Source organism: Joostella atrarenae, from assembly GCF_021764745.1.
Classification (GTDB): domain Bacteria; phylum Bacteroidota; class Bacteroidia; order Flavobacteriales; family Flavobacteriaceae; genus Galbibacter; species Galbibacter atrarenae.
In genome coordinates this window covers 17,023-38,573 of the sequence record NZ_JAETXX010000009.1, presented here as the reverse complement: position 1 = coordinate 38,573, position 21,551 = coordinate 17,023, and the positions used below count along the sequence as shown (strand labels likewise).

General features: G+C 31.8%; 15 protein-coding genes. 13 read left to right on the top strand and 2 right to left on the bottom strand.

Going from position 1 to position 21,551, the window contains the following annotated elements; genetic code table 11:
- The first annotated feature begins 59 nt into the window (after nucleotides 1-59).
- The 4 genes from JM658_RS12790 (at nucleotide 60) to JM658_RS12775 (ending at nucleotide 6,219) form a co-directional block, all read left to right on the top strand.
- Entirely contained in the window at nucleotides 60-2,042 is a 1,983-nt protein-coding gene (locus JM658_RS12790; protein WP_236959668.1) for an LTA synthase family protein, read from the top strand.
- Complete coding sequence (locus JM658_RS12785; RefSeq protein ID WP_236959667.1) at nucleotides 2,039-2,926, top strand: diacylglycerol/lipid kinase family protein; 888 nt, start codon at nucleotides 2,039-2,041, stop codon at nucleotides 2,924-2,926. The genes JM658_RS12790 and JM658_RS12785 overlap by 4 nt, the downstream gene beginning before the upstream one ends.
- A 512-nt stretch (nucleotides 2,927-3,438) precedes the next feature.
- Entirely contained in the window at nucleotides 3,439-4,644 is a 1,206-nt protein-coding gene (locus JM658_RS12780) for a GAF domain-containing sensor histidine kinase (protein ID WP_236959666.1), read from the top strand.
- Nucleotides 4,645-4,758: 114 nt separating this feature from the next.
- Nucleotides 4,759-6,219 carry a sulfatase-like hydrolase/transferase gene (locus JM658_RS12775; RefSeq protein ID WP_236959665.1) on the top strand — a complete coding sequence of 487 codons (1,461 nt, stop codon included), beginning with the start codon at nucleotides 4,759-4,761 and terminating at the stop codon, nucleotides 6,217-6,219.
- 17 nt (nucleotides 6,220-6,236) lie between these two features.
- Here JM658_RS12775 and JM658_RS12770 read toward each other — a convergent pair whose 3' ends face one another.
- Complete coding sequence (locus JM658_RS12770) at nucleotides 6,237-7,013, bottom strand: GIY-YIG nuclease family protein (protein WP_236959664.1); 777 nt, start codon at nucleotides 7,011-7,013, stop codon at nucleotides 6,237-6,239.
- 201 nt (nucleotides 7,014-7,214) lie between these two features.
- Here JM658_RS12770 and JM658_RS12765 point away from each other — a divergent pair, with 201 nt between their 5' ends.
- Complete coding sequence (locus tag JM658_RS12765) at nucleotides 7,215-8,087, top strand: sugar phosphate isomerase/epimerase family protein (protein WP_236959663.1); 873 nt, start codon at nucleotides 7,215-7,217, stop codon at nucleotides 8,085-8,087.
- 88 nt (nucleotides 8,088-8,175) lie between these two features.
- Here the strand turns inward: JM658_RS12765 and JM658_RS12760 are convergent, their stop codons facing one another.
- The gene (locus tag JM658_RS12760; RefSeq protein ID WP_236959662.1) at nucleotides 8,176-9,489 is read right to left on the bottom strand and encodes a Gfo/Idh/MocA family protein; all 1,314 of its coding nucleotides are present in this window, start codon (nucleotides 9,487-9,489) and stop codon (nucleotides 8,176-8,178) included.
- Nucleotides 9,490-9,759: 270 nt separating this feature from the next.
- On the opposite strand from JM658_RS12760, the gene JM658_RS12755 reads away from it, so the two are divergent.
- The 8 genes from JM658_RS12755 (at nucleotide 9,760) to JM658_RS12720 (ending at nucleotide 21,539) form a co-directional block, all read left to right on the top strand.
- Nucleotides 9,760-10,860 (top strand): BamA/TamA family outer membrane protein, encoded by a 1,101-nt coding sequence (locus JM658_RS12755; protein WP_236959661.1) that lies wholly within the window; start codon nucleotides 9,760-9,762, stop codon nucleotides 10,858-10,860.
- Between the two features lie 50 nt (nucleotides 10,861-10,910).
- Nucleotides 10,911-12,878 (top strand): ATP-binding protein, encoded by a 1,968-nt coding sequence (locus JM658_RS12750; protein ID WP_236959660.1) that lies wholly within the window; start codon nucleotides 10,911-10,913, stop codon nucleotides 12,876-12,878.
- A gap of 11 nt (nucleotides 12,879-12,889) precedes the next feature.
- Entirely contained in the window at nucleotides 12,890-13,528 is a 639-nt protein-coding gene (locus JM658_RS12745) for a response regulator transcription factor (RefSeq protein ID WP_236959659.1), read from the top strand.
- Nucleotides 13,529-13,881: 353 nt separating this feature from the next.
- Nucleotides 13,882-14,784: a DUF6892 domain-containing protein gene (locus JM658_RS12740; RefSeq protein ID WP_236959658.1), complete on the top strand. Its 903-nt coding sequence runs from the start codon at nucleotides 13,882-13,884 to the stop codon at nucleotides 14,782-14,784.
- Between the two features lie 73 nt (nucleotides 14,785-14,857).
- Nucleotides 14,858-19,855 carry a DUF4132 domain-containing protein gene (locus tag JM658_RS12735; RefSeq protein ID WP_236959657.1) on the top strand — a complete coding sequence of 1,666 codons (4,998 nt, stop codon included), beginning with the start codon at nucleotides 14,858-14,860 and terminating at the stop codon, nucleotides 19,853-19,855.
- Nucleotides 19,856-19,956: 101 nt separating this feature from the next.
- On the top strand, nucleotides 19,957-20,370 hold the full coding sequence (locus JM658_RS12730) for a hypothetical protein (RefSeq protein ID WP_236959656.1): 414 nt from the start codon (nucleotides 19,957-19,959) through the stop codon (nucleotides 20,368-20,370).
- Between the two features lie 26 nt (nucleotides 20,371-20,396).
- Nucleotides 20,397-20,726 carry a hypothetical protein gene (locus JM658_RS12725; protein ID WP_236959655.1) on the top strand — a complete coding sequence of 110 codons (330 nt, stop codon included), beginning with the start codon at nucleotides 20,397-20,399 and terminating at the stop codon, nucleotides 20,724-20,726.
- Nucleotides 20,727-20,849: 123 nt separating this feature from the next.
- On the top strand, nucleotides 20,850-21,539 hold the full coding sequence (locus JM658_RS12720) for a hypothetical protein (RefSeq protein ID WP_236959654.1): 690 nt from the start codon (nucleotides 20,850-20,852) through the stop codon (nucleotides 21,537-21,539).
- The last annotated feature ends 12 nt before the right edge of the window (nucleotides 21,540-21,551 follow it).

The following is a 21,551-nucleotide window of genomic DNA, read 5'->3' as shown; positions in this document are numbered from 1 at the left end:
AATTTCCTTTAGATTCTGCACATATTTTTACCTCATAAATTTAGAAGAAACAATAAATTATGAAGTATAAAATTTTCCCCAAACGCTTTCAGTTATTAAAAACTTTCGTGTTAATATTTTTAATTCTCTCATTCTTGGTGAGAGCAAGTTTTCTCATTTGGAATTTTTCAGAAACAGATAAAAGTCTTTTAGACCTCTTAAAAGTATTTGTTAATGGACTTTTCTTTGATATCGGAACGATTTCATTTTTTGTAATTCCATATTCGTTATACTTACTTATAATCCCAAATAATTGGATAGGAAGCCTTCTTGATCGTATAGCTACCTACGTGGGCTTTTCGATTGGCATATTAACTTTATATTTTTCTTTTTTTGCTGAATTCACCTTTTGGGATGAGTTCCATAGAAGATTTAACTTTATTGCGGTAGACTACCTTATATACACTTATGAGGTGGTACAAAATATCAATGAATCCTATCCGTTGCCATTATTAATAACTGCGATGTTATTATTAGTTGTAGCAACTCTTTATTTAGTTCATAAGTTAGGAGTCTTTAACGATGTGTTTTCTTCTGAAATTCTTCTGAAAAATAAATTACTGATCGCAATTCCATGGGTAGTAATTGCTTTGTTTTTTACAATTTTCATCTCTAATGAAGACGCGAATTGGTCAGTTAATCGCTATAATAACGAGCTTTCAAAATCTGGAATCTATTCTTTTTTTGCTGCTTTTAGAAATAATGAATTATCGTTTACAGAATTCTATAAAACCTTATCTCAAGAACAAACATATGGTCTTATTACGGAAGAATATGCTAGGTCAGGAAAAGTAATAAATAAACAAAAGAATCCTCTTTATAGAACTATTGAAGTTAACGATACAATCGAAAAAATATTAAAACCGAACGTGATTTTTATTTGTATAGAAAGCTTAAGTGCTAAATACTTAGGGATTTTTGGACATGAAGAACCTATTACGCCCAATTTAGATGCGCTTTCTAAAAAGAGCATCTTATTTTCTAATTTATATGCTACAGGGACTAGAACGGTAAGAGGAATGGAAGCTATTACCCTATCAATACCGCCAACACCTGGTAGAAGTATCGTGAAAAGAGAGAACAATACTGGGATGTTTACAATTGGTGAAGTATTTAAAGAAAAGGGATATCAACGTAACTTTTTTTATGGGGGCGATGGTTATTTTGATAATATGAACACTTTTTTTAGTGGAAATGGATTTAATATAGTGGATAGAGGACGTGGATTTCTTATTGGAGATGATATAAAAACTACAAGAACAAATATTGAGGATGATGAAGTAACTTTTGAAAATGCTTGGGGAGTTTGCGATGAAGATATTTATAATAAAGTATTGAAAGTTGCAGATCAATACTATGAAAAAAGGGAGCCTTTCTTTGATTTTATAATGACCACTTCTAATCATAAACCATATTCGTATCCAGACGGGCGAATTGATATTCCTTCTGGAAGTAGTAGAAGCGGTGCTGTAAAATATACTGATTATGCTATCGGAGAATTCATAAAAAAGGCACAATCAAAACCTTGGTTTAAAAATACAGTATTTGTTATTATGAGTGATCATTGCGCGAGTAGTGCAGGCAGATGGGAGTTGGATATAAATAATTATCATATACCAGCAATGATATACAATCTTCCGAATATAAAACCACAAGAAATATCAAGGTTATGTTCCCAAATCGATCTTTTTCCAACTCTATTCGGATATCTAGATTGGGAGTATACTTCGAATTTTTTTGGTAAAGATATAATTAAAGATTCTTTAGAAGACGGAAGAGCATTTATAGGTAACTATAGAAAGCTAGGACTTTTAAATGGAGATGATGTAATGATACTTGGAGATCAAAAGACAGCTAACTTCTATAAATGGGATAATAATACCAATGAACTTTCAAAGCAAAAACTGTCAAATTCTTTTTTAGATAAAACAATTTCCTATTACCAAACGGCAGACGAATTATATATTAGCGGGAAGCTAACTTTAAAAAGTTTGGCGGAATGAAAAGTATTCACTTTATAATAAACCCGATTGCTGGTAAAGGAAATAATTGTATTAGCGAGAATCTTTTAAGAGCTTATTTCCCTATGGATATGTATGACATAAAGATTAAATATACAAGCTTTAAGAAAGAAGCAATAGAACTGACTAAGGCATCTGTAGAAGAGAGAGCAACAATTATTGTTGCGTGTGGTGGAGATGGAACTGTTAATGAGGTAGCTTCTATCTTGGTAAATACAGATGTCATCCTAGGAATCATTCCAATAGGATCAGGGAATGGATTGGCTTCAAATATAAAAATCCCTCGAGATATTGAAAAAGCCTTGACTGTGATCAAAAACCAAATAACAACAAAGATAGATGTTGGATGTTGTAATGGAATGTACTTTTTTAGCAATACTGGTTTTGGATTTGATGCTAAAGTAGTTAGGAGTTACGAGGAATCTAAAAAACGTAATCTAAAGAGTTATTTAAAGGCATGCTTCAGAACATTTATAAAATGTAATAATAACAATGAAGCTTCTATGGAGGTTATTATTGACGATATTAAGTACTATAAAGAACCACTTCTTATATTTATATCGAATTCTAATGAGTTAGGTTACAACTTTAGTTTAACACCAAAAGCATGTTTACAAGATGGTTTGTTAGATGTGCTAATAGTCCCTAAAATGCATAAAGTTAAGTTGTTATTGTTTGGAGTTTTAATGCTTTTTAAAAAGCATATATATTTAAAGGATGTAATGCATTACCAAACTAAAAAATTAGATTTAATAAGTGTAAAAGGAAATTTTTTTGATTCTCAAATTGATGGTGAGTATAAGCCTTTGTTAGAGTCTAGTGTTTCTATAAAATTATTACAAAATTCTCTTACCATAATCATATAGTATAAAAGGCAAAATTAGAATCTAGATGTATGCTTATATAAATTGCATATCGATCCATGATGTTACATCCGAGTATAAAAAACACATAGAACGCTTTTATCTCGAATAGAACAGAAGTATTGGTAATATTTATGGAGAGGAAGGAACTATTTCATTTTCATTTTATGGTGAAGTTGTCCGTTTAGAGTTGAATAATGGAAAACATGAGAAATTTACGTATAAGAATCCGACACATATACAGCAACCGATGATTTCCAAGACGGTAAACTATTTTTTAAATGGCCATAAAAATCCGTGTTCTGTTGATGAAGGAATGTTAGTCATGGAGATAATGGATGCTTTTTGCTGTAAGTAGGAGTTTAAGCTCTTTTGGGAATTGATTTAAATAGTTGATACGTATTGATTAATAGTTTTTTAAAATCTATTATAAAACCATATTAAGTATATCAAATTTAAATACTATTTTAGCTTGCTTGACCTATTAAGCACTAAACTAACCATCAAAAGAATATATGTATCAAGAATTAGATATTGATATCCAAATGGATGTGGATTCCATTCAGGAAATAAAAATTGTTCCTTCTATTCTAAATGTTATCTGTAAGACTACAGGAATGGGATTTGCTGCAATTTCTAGAGTTACAGATAAGAATTGGGTTGCTTGTAGTTCGATAGACAAAATAAATTTCAAGTTAAAATCTGGCGATCAATTAGAATTGAACAACACGATTTGTAATGAAATAAGAGAGCATGGTGAAAAAGTAATAATAGAAGATGCTAATGAAGATTTATATTATTCTTCACACCCAAGTCCATCACTTTATGGATATAAAAGTTACATAGCAGTTCCTATTTATCGTAAGAATAAAGACTTTTTTGGTACATTATTAGCTTTAGATGCTAAACCTACAAAGCTAAAGAGTCCTGAGGTTTTAGAAATGTTTAAGATGTATGCTGATTTACTTTCTTTGCATTTAGAGATGGCAGATGAGCTTAGGTCTGTTAAGCTTGCGCTTAGAGAGGAACAAAAAATAGCAGAGCTCAGAGAAACTTTTATAGCTGTTTTAGGTCACGATTTAAGAAATCCGGTAGGTACAACCAGATTATCTGCAGATATTATTTTAAAGCAAGATCTTCCAAAACCGATATTAAGACAAGTAGAAATAATAAAAGCATCTTCTTATAGAATGCAAGAGCTGATAACTAATTTATTAGATTTTGCTAAAGGTCATTTAGGTGACGGTATTAAATTAAAGCTTGATCGCAATCGTAAAAAATTGACAACTGAATTAAAGCAAGTAATTGCTGAGGCTAGGGGATTAGATCCTTCTAGGGAAATAATAAGTAGCTTCAAACTAGATGAAAGTGTGTTGTGCGACCCACATAGATTAGCTCAATTATTATCCAATCTTTTAGGAAACGCATTAAAACACGGATGTAGAGAAGAGCCAATTAATGTTTCGGTAGGGATTGTGGATAGAAACTTTGAAATAGCTGTAAGTAACGGAGGCGAAAAAATATCTAATCTGAAAATAAACAATCTTTTTAAACCTTACTATAAGGAACAGAATCCTAAGAATGAAACAGGACTAGGTTTAGGACTTTATATCGTTTCTGAGATTTCTAAAGCACACAATGGTGAAGTAAGTGTAAAATCTAATGATGATAAGACCACTTTTACTTTTAAAATGCCGTTAGTAGGGAGGCAAATAGATTAGTTTTTATTACTTCATTACTAATAATTATAATCTTCTCTAATTTATTCTGAATAGTTATAGTGTAGAAAATTTACATTAAATTTGAAATATTTATATGTAAATAGCAAAATTTTAATGAAAACTGTTAGAATATTACTTTTAGTAAGTGTACTGTTATCTTTAAGCTGTAAGGAAATTGATAAGGAAGCTAAGCAAACAAAGCGACCTAACTTCTTGTTTGTATTAGCAGATGATCAATCGCCATTCGATTTGAGTGTATATAATCATAATTCCCTATTGGAAACCCCTAACATAGCTAAGTTAGCAGCAGAAGGGGTTGTTTTTGAGAGTGCTAGGCATATGGGATCGATGAAGGGCGCTGTATGTACTCCATCCAGGCATATGATTATGACAGGCCGAACATTATGGGATTTGCCTCCAAGTGCTGTTTCTAGGGAGGATACAGAACCACATCCTTTAGATAAAGAAACCATCGGAGCTATATTTAATAGAGCGGGATATAAGACCATGCGTACTTGTAAGGAAGGTAATTCTTATCCTGGTGCAAATAGGCAATTTACTGTGGTTAAAGATGCTACAAAACGGGGAGGAACAGAAGAAACTGGAAGTGCGTGGCATGCCAAACAAGTTTTAGATTATTTAGGTATTAGGGAGCAAAATAAAGAAGAGGATCCTTTTTTTATTTATTTAGGTTTTTCTCATCCTCACGATACTAGAAATGGGACTCCAGAATTACTTGATAAGTACGGTGCTGTTAATCATACAGATGAAAATAGCCTGCCAGCTTTAAATGATAAGCAACCTTTACTTCCAGAAAATTATTTGGAGGGGCATCCTTTTTTCCATGGACATCCTAAATTAAGAGATGAAGAACGTGTAAGTGGTGTCTGGAAAAATAGAGATGAAAATACGATTAGAAATGAAATCGGACGTGAATTCGCGTGTTCAGAAAATATAGACATACAATTAGGGAAAGTACTTAAAAAGTTAGAAGAAACAGGAGAGCTGGATAATACCTATATTATATATACATCAGATCATGGTATTTCAATTGGGCGTCATGGTTTAGTTGGGAAGCAAAATTTATATGAACATACATGGCGTGTACCATTTATTGTAAAAGGACCAGGATTAGAAGTTAATAAGGTTAGAAACGGGAATATTTATCTTTTAGATGTTTTACCTACAGTTCTAGAATTAGCAGCTATTGAAATACCTGAAACCGTTCAAGGCAAAAGCTTTGTTCCAGTACTAAAAGGAAATCAGGAAAATATCAGAGACACTATGTATGGAGTCTATGCCGGTGGAACAAAACCAGGAATGAGAACAGTAAAATCTGGAGATTGGAAATTAATTAAATACGATGTAATGAATGGCGAAGTTCGAGAGACACAGTTATTTAATCTTGCAGCTAATCCACATGAATATATAGCAGAGCACCGCAAAACAGGGGAAATGGAAACTAATTTAGCTAATGATCCAAAATATGCTGATAAATTAGAAGAAATGGAGGAATTACTATTAGCACAAATGCAAGTATATAATGATCCTTACAGACTTTGGAATCAGCAATAAGATTAGTTTTTCTCAGATCATATTTGAGTTACATACCTCATTAAAATCCGCCTAACATCTTTGTTATCTTGGCGTGGAGAAATATGATGTTTCCAATCTTTTTTTGGAGTATCTAAGGAGCAATATCCAAAGCCTTTGTATATTCCATTTTCTATGTAAACCAATCCTATTTCGTTTTTGTTTCTTCCTTCTACATTAAAGAGTTTTGTGAATTTTTTTAGTTTAGTACGATTTAAAAATTCTTCCACACGTTGGTTATAGTACTTTGGGGATTCTCTTTCCATGCATGCTCCATTACATTCTTTAATATGATACTGAAAACAGTAAGAAGAAGTTTTGTAGAGTCCGTTTAATTTCTGACAAAGTTTATATTTTTCTGTAATCCGAAATAAATAATCTTTAGCCTCTTTTAGGGTAGAAAAGGATGTTATTTCTTCGTTTTTAAGTTTAATCTTATCTATTTGTAAAGTTTTATAGCCATTTTTATCTTCACTTAAATAAAGACCATATTGATAAATCGTTCTCCGTTGTGAACGGTTGTATAGGGGCTGATGTTTTTTTATAAGATCGGATTCATAGAGTAAAGCAATGAGTTCAGAACCCATAACTTCAAAAGAGACTCTCTTTGTGAAGAGCTGAATTTTAATTGATTTTCTATCCTTTCCAGAAAAATGCTGTTGGATCCTTTTTCGAATATTAATACTTTTTCCAATATAAATAAGAGTATCTCTTTCATCATAAAAAAAGTAAACACCTGGAGTATTTGGGATGTCGGTTTTATCAATAGCTATCATTAAAAGTGCATTCGCTTTTATTGGTTATAAAATTAATGTTTTTAAATTTTATTTTATTGCAACCCATTTAGTTTGAGCTTTTTTTGAGTAAAGAACTACTATATTTCGTTAAATAAAATACATGATTTTTTTAATACTTTATAAGATTGAGTATCTTACGATGAATTTTAAGTTAATAACCTTACCAATAATATTTCAATTATGAATAGAAGAAAATTTATTAGACAAACTGGTTTAGTTACTGCAGGAGTTTATACACTAAGTCAAACTAATTTAATGGCTAACGTTTTAAGCAGTAAGACTATAGATCCTTTTGGAGTTCAGCTTTATAGCGTTAGAGATGTATTACCAAAAGATCCTCGAGGTGTAATGACTAAACTGGCTAATATGGGCTATAAGCAATTTGAAAGTTATAGTGGTTCTGAAGGTTTTTTATGGGGATTGTCTCCAAAAGAGATGAAAACATTTTTAGGTGATATAGGTGTAGATATGGTGAGTACACATTTTGATTATATGGGTGCTGTTAAAAATCCTGATGAGCTGAAGAAGAATATTGATATGGCTGCAGATGCTGGATTAAAATATATTTTATCTCCGTATATCGGAGCACAAGAAAGTTGGGACGACTGGAAAAAAATAGCAGATCAGTTAAATAAAGTAGGGGAAGAGGTGAATAAATCAGGATTAAAATTTGGATATCATAATCATGATTATACTTTTAAACCTTTGGAAGGTAAACTACCTCAAGATTATTTATTAGAAAATACAGATCCCACTAATGTGATGTTTGAGCTTGATTTATGTTGGATAGATGTTGCTGGTGTGAATACTATAGATCATCTTGAAAAGTATGGAGATCGCTACGAGCTTTGTCATATAAAGGATTATAAAATAGTAAATGGTAAACCCCATCAAAATGATTTAGGAAAAGGAAATGTTGATATTGAGAAAACGCTTACTGCTGCATTAAAAAGCAATATTAAGTACTTTATTGTGGAGCAAGAAGAATATCCAAATTCTTCATTAGAGAGTTTAAAATATGATGCTAAGTACATGAAATCTCTTGACGTGTAGACTTTAAAACTTATTTCGTTTTATAATAAATATAAACCCCATTTTAATGGGGTTTATATTTTTAGATATAGCTGTTAACTAAAATGGTCTAATATCTGCGATCTTTTCTTTTAGTCATTTTATTAGCTTCAGAATCATTTTTAAAACGTTCTTTTTTAGGATCCCAATGTAGCGTTCTTCCTAAATCGTAAGCAATATTAGCAGCGTTACAGACTGTAGCGGTACGATGACCAACTTCAATTGGACAAATAGTTTTCTCTCTAGTTTTCATACAAGAAATCCAATCTAGATAATGATTACCTTGATTTTTGAATAAACCGCTAGGATCTTCAACAGGAGTTGGGAACAATATGGTAGTTGGATTTGTATTTATAAAGCTTCTACTAACATCCATACTTCCTTCTGATCCAATAAATCTAACAGCTCGACCTCTTCCAAAGTCTTCATGAACCATTTCTATTCCATTATCATAATACATTTTTAATCCCCTTAGAGCTGTTGGGTCTGTTGGCGGAATATATTTTACTGGACCTGAATTATCCATATTTAAGCACCATTGTGCAATATCGAACATATGAGCTCCCCAATCGGATAGAAGTCCGCCACCAGTTTCTGTATAATCTCGCCAGTCTGGATAAGAGCTTACAATCTCTGGTGCAATTTTACTGTTGTAGTCAAGTAATGGAGCAGGGCCACACCATTTATTCCAGTCAACGCCACTTGGAAGTGGTTCTGCAGGTAGGTTGTAACTTATAGCAGGGTCTCCAACATCAACTAATATTTTTTTAATTGTTCCTAGTTTCCCAGAATCGACAATCTCTTTAGCCTTTTTAAAGATATCCCAAGAACGTTGCATGCTTCCTGTTTGGAAGACAGTATTATTTTTATTTGCTGTTTTAACCATTTCAATTCCATCATGAATAGTATTGGTTAGCGGTTTTTCACAATACACATCTTTTCCTGAATTCATAGCGTCTACAGCTTGGATTTTATGCCAATGGTCTGGAGTTGCAACAATGATTCCGTCAATATCATTTCTTTCCAATAACTCTTGATAATCAAGATATGTTTTTACGCCATTATAGCTGGCAATATTTCTTTTTTCGGCATATAATTGCTGTATGTTTTGCTGAAAGGAATTTCTTTTTCCATTCCAAACATCGCTACCAGCAACTATTTGTGTGTCTGTATTGTGAATAAATTTATTAGCTAAAATATTCCCTTGTTTTCCAAGTCCAATTATTCCTAAGTTAATTTTATCACTTGGAGCAAGAAAGCCATTACCCATTACGTGTCTTGGGATAATAGTAAAAGCACCTAATGTAAGTGCACTCTTTTTTATAAAATCCCTTCTTGAGTCTTTTGTGGTTTTCCTGTTAGTAGTGTAATTAGTTTTTTTCATTTGTGGTGGCTGGTTAAAAGTAAATTTTACCCCTAATATAAAAACATTCAAGAGAAATTTACCTTGTTTTATCTAAAAAGCAGTGTTCTTTCATCTAATAAAGCTTGCAGCCTTGATACACATAATGATAAGAATATCAATAATTCAGATTATCTTTTATAGACTATTTTTCGTCTTAATATTAAAAAAAGTATTATTTTCATAAATAAAAAAGCTTTGTGCATAAAGGGTTATATACGAGCATGTTTACTTTGTATTTTTCAGATAGCAGTGCTCTCTAGTTATTCTCAAGACAAGCAGAAAAAGCGAGTTTTTCGAGATTCGCTAGATAATAAAGTCGACTTCAGCGATTTCTTATCAAATCCATCAGGTTTTATTCCTTTAATTCAACCGATAACAGAACCTGCTTTAGGGGGAATTGGAGCCGCAATAACACCTGTTTTTATAAAACCAAATAAGCATCCAGAGAAAGATCGGTATACACCTCCAAATGTAACTACTTTATTAGCTGCTTACACGGCTAATAATTCTTTTCTTGTAGGTGGTTTTCGTATGGGATATGTACCTAAATACAAGTTTAAATACACAGCAGCATTAGGTTATGGTTCTGTTAATCTAGATTTTTATAGAACGCTTCCTATCGTTGGAGAAAAGAAGTTTGGTTTTAATTTTAGCTCATATGCATTTGGGGGCTCTATTTTAAAACAAGTAAAACATTCTAATTTTTATGTCGGGTTTGAATATCTATTTGTGAAAAATAATATAGATCCCACTTTTGAATTTGATAAACTTCCTTCCTTTGTTAAAGATAAAGATTTTTCAAGCATCATAAGTAGTCCAGGTGTAATTGTTGAGTATGATCACCGTGATAATGTTTTTACCCCAGACAGAGGGTTTTATATGAATACAAATTTTCATTTAAATGGAACATGGACTGGGAGTGATTATAATTTTCAGAATTTAGAAATTATAGCCCTAAAATATATTTCTGTAACTAGTAGATGGATTAGTGGTTTTAGAGTTCATGCAGATATGCAATTTGGTGACTCTCCTTTCTACGCCAAACCAGGAGTGCAATTACGGGGTGTGCCTATGGCTAGATATCAAGGAGAAAATACTTTTGTATTTGAAAGTGAACAGCGTTATGATTTTACAAAAAGATGGAGTGGAGTTGCGTTTGGAGGATTGGCAAAAGCTATAGAAGAGAATACAAATTTTAAAGATGCTTCCCTTATTTATAGTTATGGTACAGGGATACGATATCTAATAGCTAGGAAATTTAAAATACGAATGGGACTTGATGTTGCTTGGTCTAATAATGATTTTGGTTACTATATTGTTTTTGGTTCTGCTTGGAATCAGAGAAATTAATAAATACTATGTCATACAAGACATGGAAAAGCGCTATTTTTGTATAGAATATGCGTATAAAACACCTACTTTTAGCCACCTATTGCTTGCTATGTATTAAATATAGCGTAGCTCAAGAAAATAGTTCAATCGATTCTCTTATTTCTGTTTATAGGTCAGAGTTAAATACCACTCCCATAAAAGCTGAAAAAGCTGTGCACGAGTGGCTAGCTTTAAGTATTAAGTCAAAGGATTCTATAAAACAGGCTCAAGCTTATTATTCTTTATCAAATCTCGGTAATATTACTGGTAATTATAAACAAGTAGTAACAGAGGCGCCAAAGGCTATTGCATTGTTAAAAGCTAAGAATATGATTAATGGCTTAGCTGCATGTTATAATATTTTAGGATTGGGGTATAAGAATTTAGGGCGGTATCCTGAAGCAATGGATAACTTTTTACTATGTTTAGATTATGCTGAAAAAACGAATGATAAACAGCAACAAGCCAATGCTTATCAAAATATAGCAACGCTATACATCCTACAAAAAGACTACACTAAAGCAGCTAATAATTTGGATAGAGCTGCAAACCTATACAGAGAATTAGGAGATGATGATGGAGTATTAGTTACACTTTTTAATTATGCTAATATTTTAAAGGAGCAAGAACGCTACGATGAAGCGTTGAAACACTATAAAACCGTTTTAGATTATAGAGAAAAAGAAGGGAATAAGGCCGCAATTGCTTATGTTAAGATAAATGTTGCTCAATTATTGGTGGAGCAAGAAAAATATGCGGAGGCTATTCCTAAACTTAATGAAACATTAGATTTATTAGAAGAATTAAATTTTATATCGGATAAAGCCATTGTTTTAAATGATTTAGGATTGTGTCATAGTAAATTAGGAAATACCAAAGAAGCTATATCCTATTTTGAGAGGTCTTTAAAAATAGGAAAAGATAAATCTCTGGCTTCTTATAATTCTCAATTCTACAAAAATCTTTCTGACTTATATAGTGATGTTGGTAATTACAGGCAAGCATTATTTTATTACAAAAAAGGGATAATTGTTTCTGATGACATTAATTCTGTTGATAAAGAAAAATATGTTGCGAACCTCCAAGAGCGTTATGAAACGGAATTAAAAGAAACTCGAATTAAGTTATTAGAGAAAGAGAAAAAACTTAATGAAACAGAGCTAGAGAAAACAGCATTGAGTTTAGAAAAAACAGCTTTAGATTTAGATAAGCAACGTATGGTGCGTAATATTTTTATTATTGGATGTATACTATTAATTGGGGTATTAATTCTACTGCGTTATTCTTATTTAAAAAGGATGAAGGTTCAGCAACAGTTAACATATCAAAAAGAAGAAAATGCCAAGAAAGAGATTACAGAATTGGTTAAAGATCATAAGCTTTCTGTAATTGAAAAATATCAAGAAGGACAGCAAGAGGAAAGATCGCGTTTAGCAAGAGAAATTCATGATGGAATTGGGAGTGATTTAGCAAGTATTAAAATTGGTTTTGAACATTATTTGGAAGACCATAAATCGGAACCTAAAGCTAAACGTTTATTAGAGGCTATAGGGAATTCATGTAAAGATATCCGTTCACTTTCGCACCAATTACATCCTTTACCGTTTTCTAAAATTGGATTTAGTAGTTTTTTAAAAGAAACCTTAACGCAAATTAAAAGCAATAGCTCACTTTCTATTACAACCTTTTTATATCCAGAAGAAGAAATAGACGACCTATCAGATTCTTTATTAGCAGATACATATCGCATTATTCAGGAGTTGGTTAATAATATTCTAAAGCATGCCAATGCTACAGATGTAGAAGTACAATTAACAAAGCACGATGCGTATTTAAATTTGGTAGTGAGTGATAATGGTTCAGGATTTAAGACAAACAATAAACAAGGTATAGGACTCCGAAATATCAAGGAGCGTGTACAAAAGAGAGATGGAGATATTAGTATAGATAGCTCTCCTCAACACGGTACTTCTATAACTATTAATTTTCCTTTTTAATAATATTGATAATGAAACAGATAAACCTAATAATAGCCGACGACCATTTAATGTTTTTAGAAGGTCTAAATACCATTTTAGCTGAAATAGAAGGAGTAAACGAAATCCATATTGCTACTGAAGGAAAACAAGTATTACGTCTTTTAGATCAGTTTACCATAGATATAGTAATTAGTGATATAAATATGCCGAAAATGGATGGATTGGAACTGTTAACGGAACTGAAGAAAAAGAGCAATCCTCCAAAAGTGATAATCTTAAGTATGTTAGATAATCATCGTACAATTTATAAAATTATTCAGAAAAAGGCGGATGGATTTGTACCTAAATTTACTAGTAAAGAGGAACTTCAGAAAGCAGTGAAAACTGTAATTGATGGGCAACAATATTTTTCAGAAAGTATTAAGCAAAAATATATGGAAAGTGTATTTGAAAGAAAAAAGTATAAAGATATAGAGCTTTCTAAAAGAGAAAAAGAAGTGTTGGAATTACTATCTCAAGAGCTTACTTCTAAAGAGATTTCCGAAAAGCTTTTTATATCTGTAAATACTGTGGAAACACACCGTAAGAATATATTACTAAAAACAGGTTCTAAAACTACTACAGGAGCTGTGAAATATGGAATTGAAAGCGGATTATTCGATACATAGTAAGTTAAAATAAAAGAAAGTATTTTTCGGGAGTCGGATTTCTTCTACTAGTTATTTAAAAGCTATTGAAGTAATCCGATTTTTTATTTGCTATGAACTCTTCTTCGATTTATGATTTTCAACATTTGGGTTTATGGAATTATAATATCACTGAAAACAGTTAGTAAATTTTAAACATAAGTATCCATCTTTGTAATCGTGCTTGGCATATAAAATGAAGATCACTTATATTTGGATATAGAATATAATCTTATTTTTCAAGATAAAATTATGGTGAAGTTAATTTTGAAACCTATGCTAATTGCTATAAGACACGGGAGTCTTTATAATTAAAAATTAAAATATTGCTAAAAATGGTATTACAGCTAACTTCAAATGATTTTCAAATTAATTCGGTTTCCGTAGAGTTTCCTATTGGAATAAATCAATTGAAAGACATTTTAAAGAGCACTTGTATTAGGCATAAAGCAAAGTATAATACAATTTTTACGTGGGACGAATTGGGGGTGATAGCACATTCTAAGAATGGAGAATTGGTGGAGTCTATAGCAATAGAATTAACTTCAGAAACCTTTAAATTTAGTCCTAAAGAAACATTTACAGGCATATTTTACTTCAACAATAGGGAAATTACCAATTACTATGAAACTTATAAGGAAGAGCATGTAAAACTATTTGAAGGTGATGATAGTGGTGCTTTGGTATTAAATAATATTAGTGCTTGGTTTTATGTGGGGGAAAACGCTATTGATGCTATAGAAATTAGTGAATATAAGCCTTACAATCGGAGTGATGGAATTCCTAAAGATTTATACACTATTAAAGAATTAAATGAAGAGATTATTCCTTTTGTTGATTTTGGATTTAAAGTAGCGATTATTCAAGTACTGATGTATGAAAAAGGATTGTTACAACCGAAATTTGATTTGTATGAATTTGTAAAATGGTATCCTCACAGAGAAATAGATATTGAAGAGGAGGGGTACGACCAAATTGCTGAGGTTACCCAATATTTTAAAGACTTGCAAATTCCAAAACGGTTTGCTTCGGAGGTTACAGAAATCTATCAGGATGGAGGAAATGATATTTATATAAATTTGATTCGTTTTTCTGGCGGGTGGGAAGATGAATGGGATATTATAAGTAGTGATGATATGGTGCATTTCCCCAATCTTAAAAAGGCAACATTATGTTATGCAAAAGATGCTATTTACGATGAGTTTATAGAAATGGGAATTGATACTGAATGGTTATAAATAAGTTTTAGAGTTATCTCTATTGAAATAATAAACAAAGAGCAGTTACAATATATTAAAAGGAACAAAAATTATGATTCCAGAAGAAGAAGCTAATAAATACGTAAGAAAACATCAAAAACCTGATGTTGATAGATTTGAATTCGGTCGGTTTTCAAGACCTTATAATATTCTAGGTAAAATTTTAGGGTGTATTGAAAAAGATGAGGATTCAAGGTATTATGTAAAGGATTTTATAGAAGAATTTGACGATTACCTAACTGTAAATCCTTGGGCAACCGAAGAAGGCATGAGATTGGGGATTCAGTTATATGGTGTAATACAAGCGCCTTACCTAGCTTCGATGTGGGATTTTATCAATACGTTACCTTACCAAAAGGGGTATGATAGAAAAGCGTTTAGATCAAAACCTACAAAAGAGGTTTTAGTAAATAAAATAAACTATTTTATTAGATTTTTAAAAAATAGTCGTTTAGGATTTGGAGGACTTTCATTGCAGGAACATTTTCAATACAGCACTTACTTTCCTCAAAGTAATAGCTATTTTTTTGCTGCTGTTCTTCATAATTCAGGAGGTTTATTTGATGAGTTATTGAATGATATTCTTCAAGGGGAAGATGAAATAGGAGGAGTAAGCAAGGATATTATTCATGCGTTATTACTTTCAGAAGAAGAAAAACATTGGGAGTTGGTCGCTAATTTATTACTAGCAGCGCAACGTCAGGAAGGATTAAGGCAAACAATTTTAGAAACCTTAGACGAAACAGGTCTTAGTGCGCTTAAGTACATGATTGGTGTTGTTTTAAAAAATGACCTTACACGTTTTAGTAGTGTGATTAGAGCTGTTTCTATGTGGTTTGGCTTGCATTGGGAAACTCCAAAAAAAGCATCAATAAATCGTATTTTAGAACTCGCTGAATCTCATATTTTAAATATAAAAGACGTAGGTCTTTTATTAAAAAGTAAAGATAATTTAGAAATTTTTGTTGGTTTATGGTCAATAGGAATATTGGATGTAGATCGTGCCAATGAACAAGCATTAGAGATTGTTTATAATTCTGAGAGTAGAGACAAAAAGATTCTTGCTTTGTACTTTATGAGTACAACAGAACGCACAAACGATTCTTTGGTAAATTATTTTGTGAATGAATTGGGGAAAGATCCAGCTTTAGATCACTGGATGCTTGTAAATTTACCTCCAACTACTTTAGAGAATGATACTTTTGAACGATTATTAACCGTAGCTAAAAACGTTTCAGAAAGCGGGAAAAAGTTCGAAACTAAAATATTCTCTTGGTGGAGTTTTACTCCTAGTCCATATTATTTTTATCAGTTTCTTATTAATGGAGCTACAGAGCAGCAGCTAGAATCTATGGCTGATGATTTAGAAGAGCTGCCAACAGAATTTAGAGAAAGTTATATCCGTAAAGTTTTTCCTAAACATTATAGTTATTCATTTTATAATTACAATCAAAAGTCAGCAAAAAAGGAACGTTTAAATTTCGATCAAAATTCATGGAAGAGAACATTAGCAAGAAAGGCAATTTACAATAGGAATGAACTGCTAATGACTACTGGACTTAACTTGTTTAGTAAAATGCATCTTTATGATGAAGATTTACATATCGCCGAAGATTTATTAAGACGTAAGAACAAGGGTTTACGCACCTCATTGATTCAATTATTAATAGAATTACCGGTAGATCGTTTAAAGGGAAGTACTACAAACTTGGTGACCTCAAAAAGTGTAGAGCAACGTTTAGCAGGGTTAGAAATATTAACCCTTTTACACGATAATAATAGACAACCAGATTTTATTGAGCAACAAGTAGATATTTATAGAAAACGACCTAAAATCACTAAAAATGAGCAAGTATATTTAGATAAACTTTCTAATAATACCGAAGAATATAACTTTAGTAATGGTTTTGGAGCAGTAGATTATGATAATTTAAGTCCGCTATACCATCCACAATCTCGTTTTGAACGGAAGAATAGTTTTCTTGATAAATTGGGAATTTCTACATCGCAATCTTCAAGTTTTATTTTTAAAGACTTTATTGACGTAAAAAAAATAGTTACCACCGTTAATAGATTAATTGATATCGTTCATGAAAATAGAAACTTCGAATATCAGGTAGCGGGATATCAAGGGGAAATACAAACGATATATTTAGAAAAAGGAATTCGTGATATAAAAGACTTAGATCGTGATGCAACAGCCTTAGAATATCTGAACAATATTCCTTTAGCAAATTTATGGATCTCATGGTATGAGGAGAGTAAATTAAATGATTTTGAATTATATGCTGCTATAAATTACATCAACAGTAAAGATGCTCCTTATGGATTTTATAAAGATTTAGAGCCTTTTATAAAACAATATATTCCTGGTTTAGAAGCGTTAAATCTTGATGACAAGGATAAGTATTCTTCGAAGTCTAGATTATACCTCACTATTTTAAATCGTTTATTTGATGTTTATGTAGACAGAAAAACAATTGTATCCTTTAAATTAGATATGTTTGAAGATATGGTTGCTAATTTTCCTGAAAAATATAAGCTATATAAGTTCGAATCTAATGGGAGCTATTATACTGAAGTCAAGTATTGGTCAACTGTAATAGTTTCGTATTCAGGATATATAAATGAGCCAGATTTAGAGTTACTTTCTCACGAACAGCTCGAAAGGTATTGGGGAATATATGTGTATTTAATGGCACAATATGTTGGTTACCCTGATAGTATTTCAGATGTAAAAATTATTACCAACGAGAAAAATAGATCTAACAAACTTATACTTCCAAACCTTTTTGTCACTTTAAAACTCTATAAACAAGGTTTAATTAACGAAGACGATCTATTGTTACAGGCATTATATTCTAATGAATTAATGACAATCATTGATGGCGGCTTCAATTATAGGATGAATTATAAAAGGATAGAAAGAGGAAGTGTCCCTAAGCAAGTATTTGCAAGTTTAAAAGCTAATTTATTAGATACAGAATTAGAGCGAGGAGATTTGGCAACTCCAGCCTCGGAGTATATTAATGCTATTAACAAGGTAGAAGGTGTAGCATATGTTTTTAGAATTTTAGAGCGTTTAGGAAAAGAAAATTTTGAGCGTGGTTATAGTTACTATGGAGACAGTAAAAAGTCTAAGTTTAGTGCTATGCTTAAAAAGAGCACCTTTAGTGATGCTGAAAGTTATTTAGATTTTGCCACATTAGCAGATGAAGCTAATCTACCAAAAAAACGTTTAATAGAACTTGCTTGCTACGCCACACAATGGGCAGGTATAGTAGGAGAATATTTAGGATTAGAAAAATTAGAAAATGCCGTATGGTGGTTTCAAGCACACGCTTCAGATTATATGAATAGTGAAAAGGAAACCATTATTTCAAGATACTCTAATATCCCAAAATCTGATTTTGCCCTAGGTGCAATAGATATAGATTGGTTTAATAAAGTATACACTAGTTTAGGTAAAGCGAACTGGAAAATACTTCATGATGCTGCCAAATATATTACAGATGGAAATGGGCATAGACAAGTAAAACTTTATTCTAGCGTAATGCTAGGCGAGGTAAAAATTACTGAAACGCTAAAGAAGATTAAAGACAAACGCGATAAAGATTATGTTCGTGCTTTAGGTTTAATTCCACTCAGTAAAACTGTTCCAGAAAAAGATTTACTTAAACGATACAACCTTTTACAAGAGTTTTTGAGAGAAAGTAAACAGTTTGGTGCTCAACGTCAAGAAAGTGAACTTGCAGCAGTAGAAATTGCTTTAGATAATTTATCCAGAAATGCAGGTTACCAAGATCGGGTGCGCTTTAATTGGGCTATGGAAACCAAAGCCACCCAAGATATCATGAAAAATGCAGTCATTACTATTGATGAAACAGAAATAGAATTAGCAATTAATGACCTTGGCAAAACTGTAATTAAGGTAAATAAAGCTGGTAAATCTCTTAAGTCAATTCCAGCAAAATATAGAAAAGATAAACAAGTTTTAGCGTTAAAAGAGAGCAAAAACTATCTTTCTCGACAATACAGTAGAACGCGTTTATCTCTTGAGAATGCAATGGTAAACGAAGACAAATTTACCGCTCTTGAGATTCATAATATGATGCAGCATCCTATCGTAAAAAAGATGCTTAGTAAGTTGGTTTTATTCGCCCCAGAAAAAGAATTTTCAGGATTTTATAAAGACGGAAGTTTAGTAGCTGTTACTGGGAAAACACATCTATTAGAAGAGAATGATACATTGCAAATTATGCATGCTTCTCATTTATACAAAGCAGTGGAGTGGGATGTATATCAAAAGTACCTTTTTGCTGAGCGTATTGTACAGCCCTTTAAACAGGTATTTAGAGAATTATATATAATTACAGATGATGAGCGCGAAAATAGTAATAGGTCGGAACGCTATCAAGGTCACCAAATTCAACCTAAAAAAACGGTGGCGCTTTTAAGGGGTCGCGGTTGGACGGTGAGTATGGAAGATGGATTGCAGAAGGTATTTCATAAGCGAGGTTTTATCGCCACTATGTATGCAATGGCTGATTGGTACTCTCCTTCAGATATAGAAGCTCCAACACTCGAAGACATCTGTTTTCATTCTATAGATGATTATCAAATTATCCCGCTTTCGGAAATTCCTTCCGTGGTATTTAGTGAGATTATGCGAGATATAGATCTTGTGGTAAGTGTTGCTCACGTTGGTGGTGTAGATCCTGAGGCGAGTCATAGTACGATGCAGATGCGTGCGGTTCTAGCAGAAGAGTCAGCAAGATTATTCAAGCTTAAAAATGTAACTGTTAAAGAGCGACACATTTTTATAAAAGGGAAACTTGGCGAATATAGCATCCATTTGGGAAGCGGACAAGTTAGTAAACACGGTCTATCTTTATCTATTATCCCTGTTCATAGTCAGCATCGAGGACGTATGTTTTTACCATTTGTAGACGATGATCCGAAATCTGCTGAGATCATATCTAAAATGAAATTACTGTCCGAAGATAATAAAATACAAGATCCAACTATTTTGGCACAAATAAATAGTTAATCATATAATTATAAGAGTGTTTCCCCACTTCGGTGGGGTATGCTTTTGTGGCAAAATTTTATACTTTCTCACGACAGCTTTTACGCAAAAAACTATAAAAAATGGAATTAACACTTCAGCTAAAAAAACTAGGCAAAAAAAAGATCAAACAAGTCCCAATTACACTTTCTAAAACACCCAATAATTTAGAAGAACTATTAATCTCTTGTGTGAAAAACCAAGTTGATGCGTTTAATAAAAAACGATTAGAAGTTAATGTAGTTGGCTTTTTGAGTCCATCAGAAATTCAAGAACAAGCGCAAAGTGGGAAAGTGGATTTTGGCGATATATCAAATACAGATCAAGCTAACTTGCAACAAGCTATAGACAATGTATTGTTAGCTTTTAAAGATGGGCTTTTTGTTGTATTTGTAGATGATAATGAAGTAACTGAATTAAAAGAGCCTTTAGAATTAACTTCAAAAAGTGTGATTGCATTTATAAGAATGACATTTTTAGTAGGTACGTATTGGTAAAATAATACTTTAAAAATTATCAGAAGATGACAATAAAAAGCATACAAGATAAGCTAGTAGAAAGCATAGTAGAAAACCATGCTTCGTGGTCTAAATTATTAGTTGATATGGATTTAGGAAATTATGCTCCAAATATGTATGACATAGCATTAAACCCAATAAATGTAGCTGTAAACTTAACTGATAAAACCTTCACTTTTAATAGCGCAACGCTTTCCTTCGACTTAGATTTTGGTGTTTCTCACGGAGAGGATGTTGTTATTTTTTCACAGCAAGTAACTGGTAAAGGAACATTTCAATTTATAAATGAAAATAGTAATATTCAACTAAAGGAGTTACAGTTGGATGAATATTAAATGTTACGAAAACCTATGAAAATCTACGTACATATATCTTATTCCTTATTCTAAAATATCACTGAAAACAGTTACTAAAATTCTTTCTTAGTAATCCATATTTGTTATATAAAAAATATAATTATGGATTTTAATACAATGTTGCAGTTACCTGTTTTAGAGATTAGTCAGGTTATAAAAATACTTCAAGAGATTGCAGACCAAGAGCGAACTAAAGAGAAGCCTAATATGCCCAAAGTTATAATAAGCACGACTGCGGGGAATGTATCTGGTTACTTTATAAATTATGATACTAGTAAAAATATAATACTTCTTGGAAATTGGTATGATAATAATCCAGAATTGCAATATGTGCAGTCTCATGCTATTTCTTCGATTTCTCTAGTGAAATTCAATAAATACATCCATTTACTATCTGATGGGAAAATTCCATTCACTCCAGATACTAGTGACATACCGACACTTCTTCAGTTAAAAAAAGAGATTAAAGAGTTGGAATTAGATCTTAATAAAACATTTGATAAAGAAATTTCTATTGTTTATAAATACGAAGAAACGCCTGAAGATTTAGATAAATTTTATGCTTCAAAAGTATTGTTACTTTTAAAAGAAACACTCTCTAAAATAGCTGAAGATAAATTGGCTAAAGAAGCTTTTAGAGAAGTGGCATCAGTAATTAATTTTAGTCTAGAGAATACAAATGAATATACTTTAAAAGACGATGTACTTTCTGTAGTTATAGATGTTTCAAAAGGACTAAAAAGCGCTTTAACAGTAACCCAATTACAAACTGAAATAGAAAAAACCTTATAATTTAAACCCATT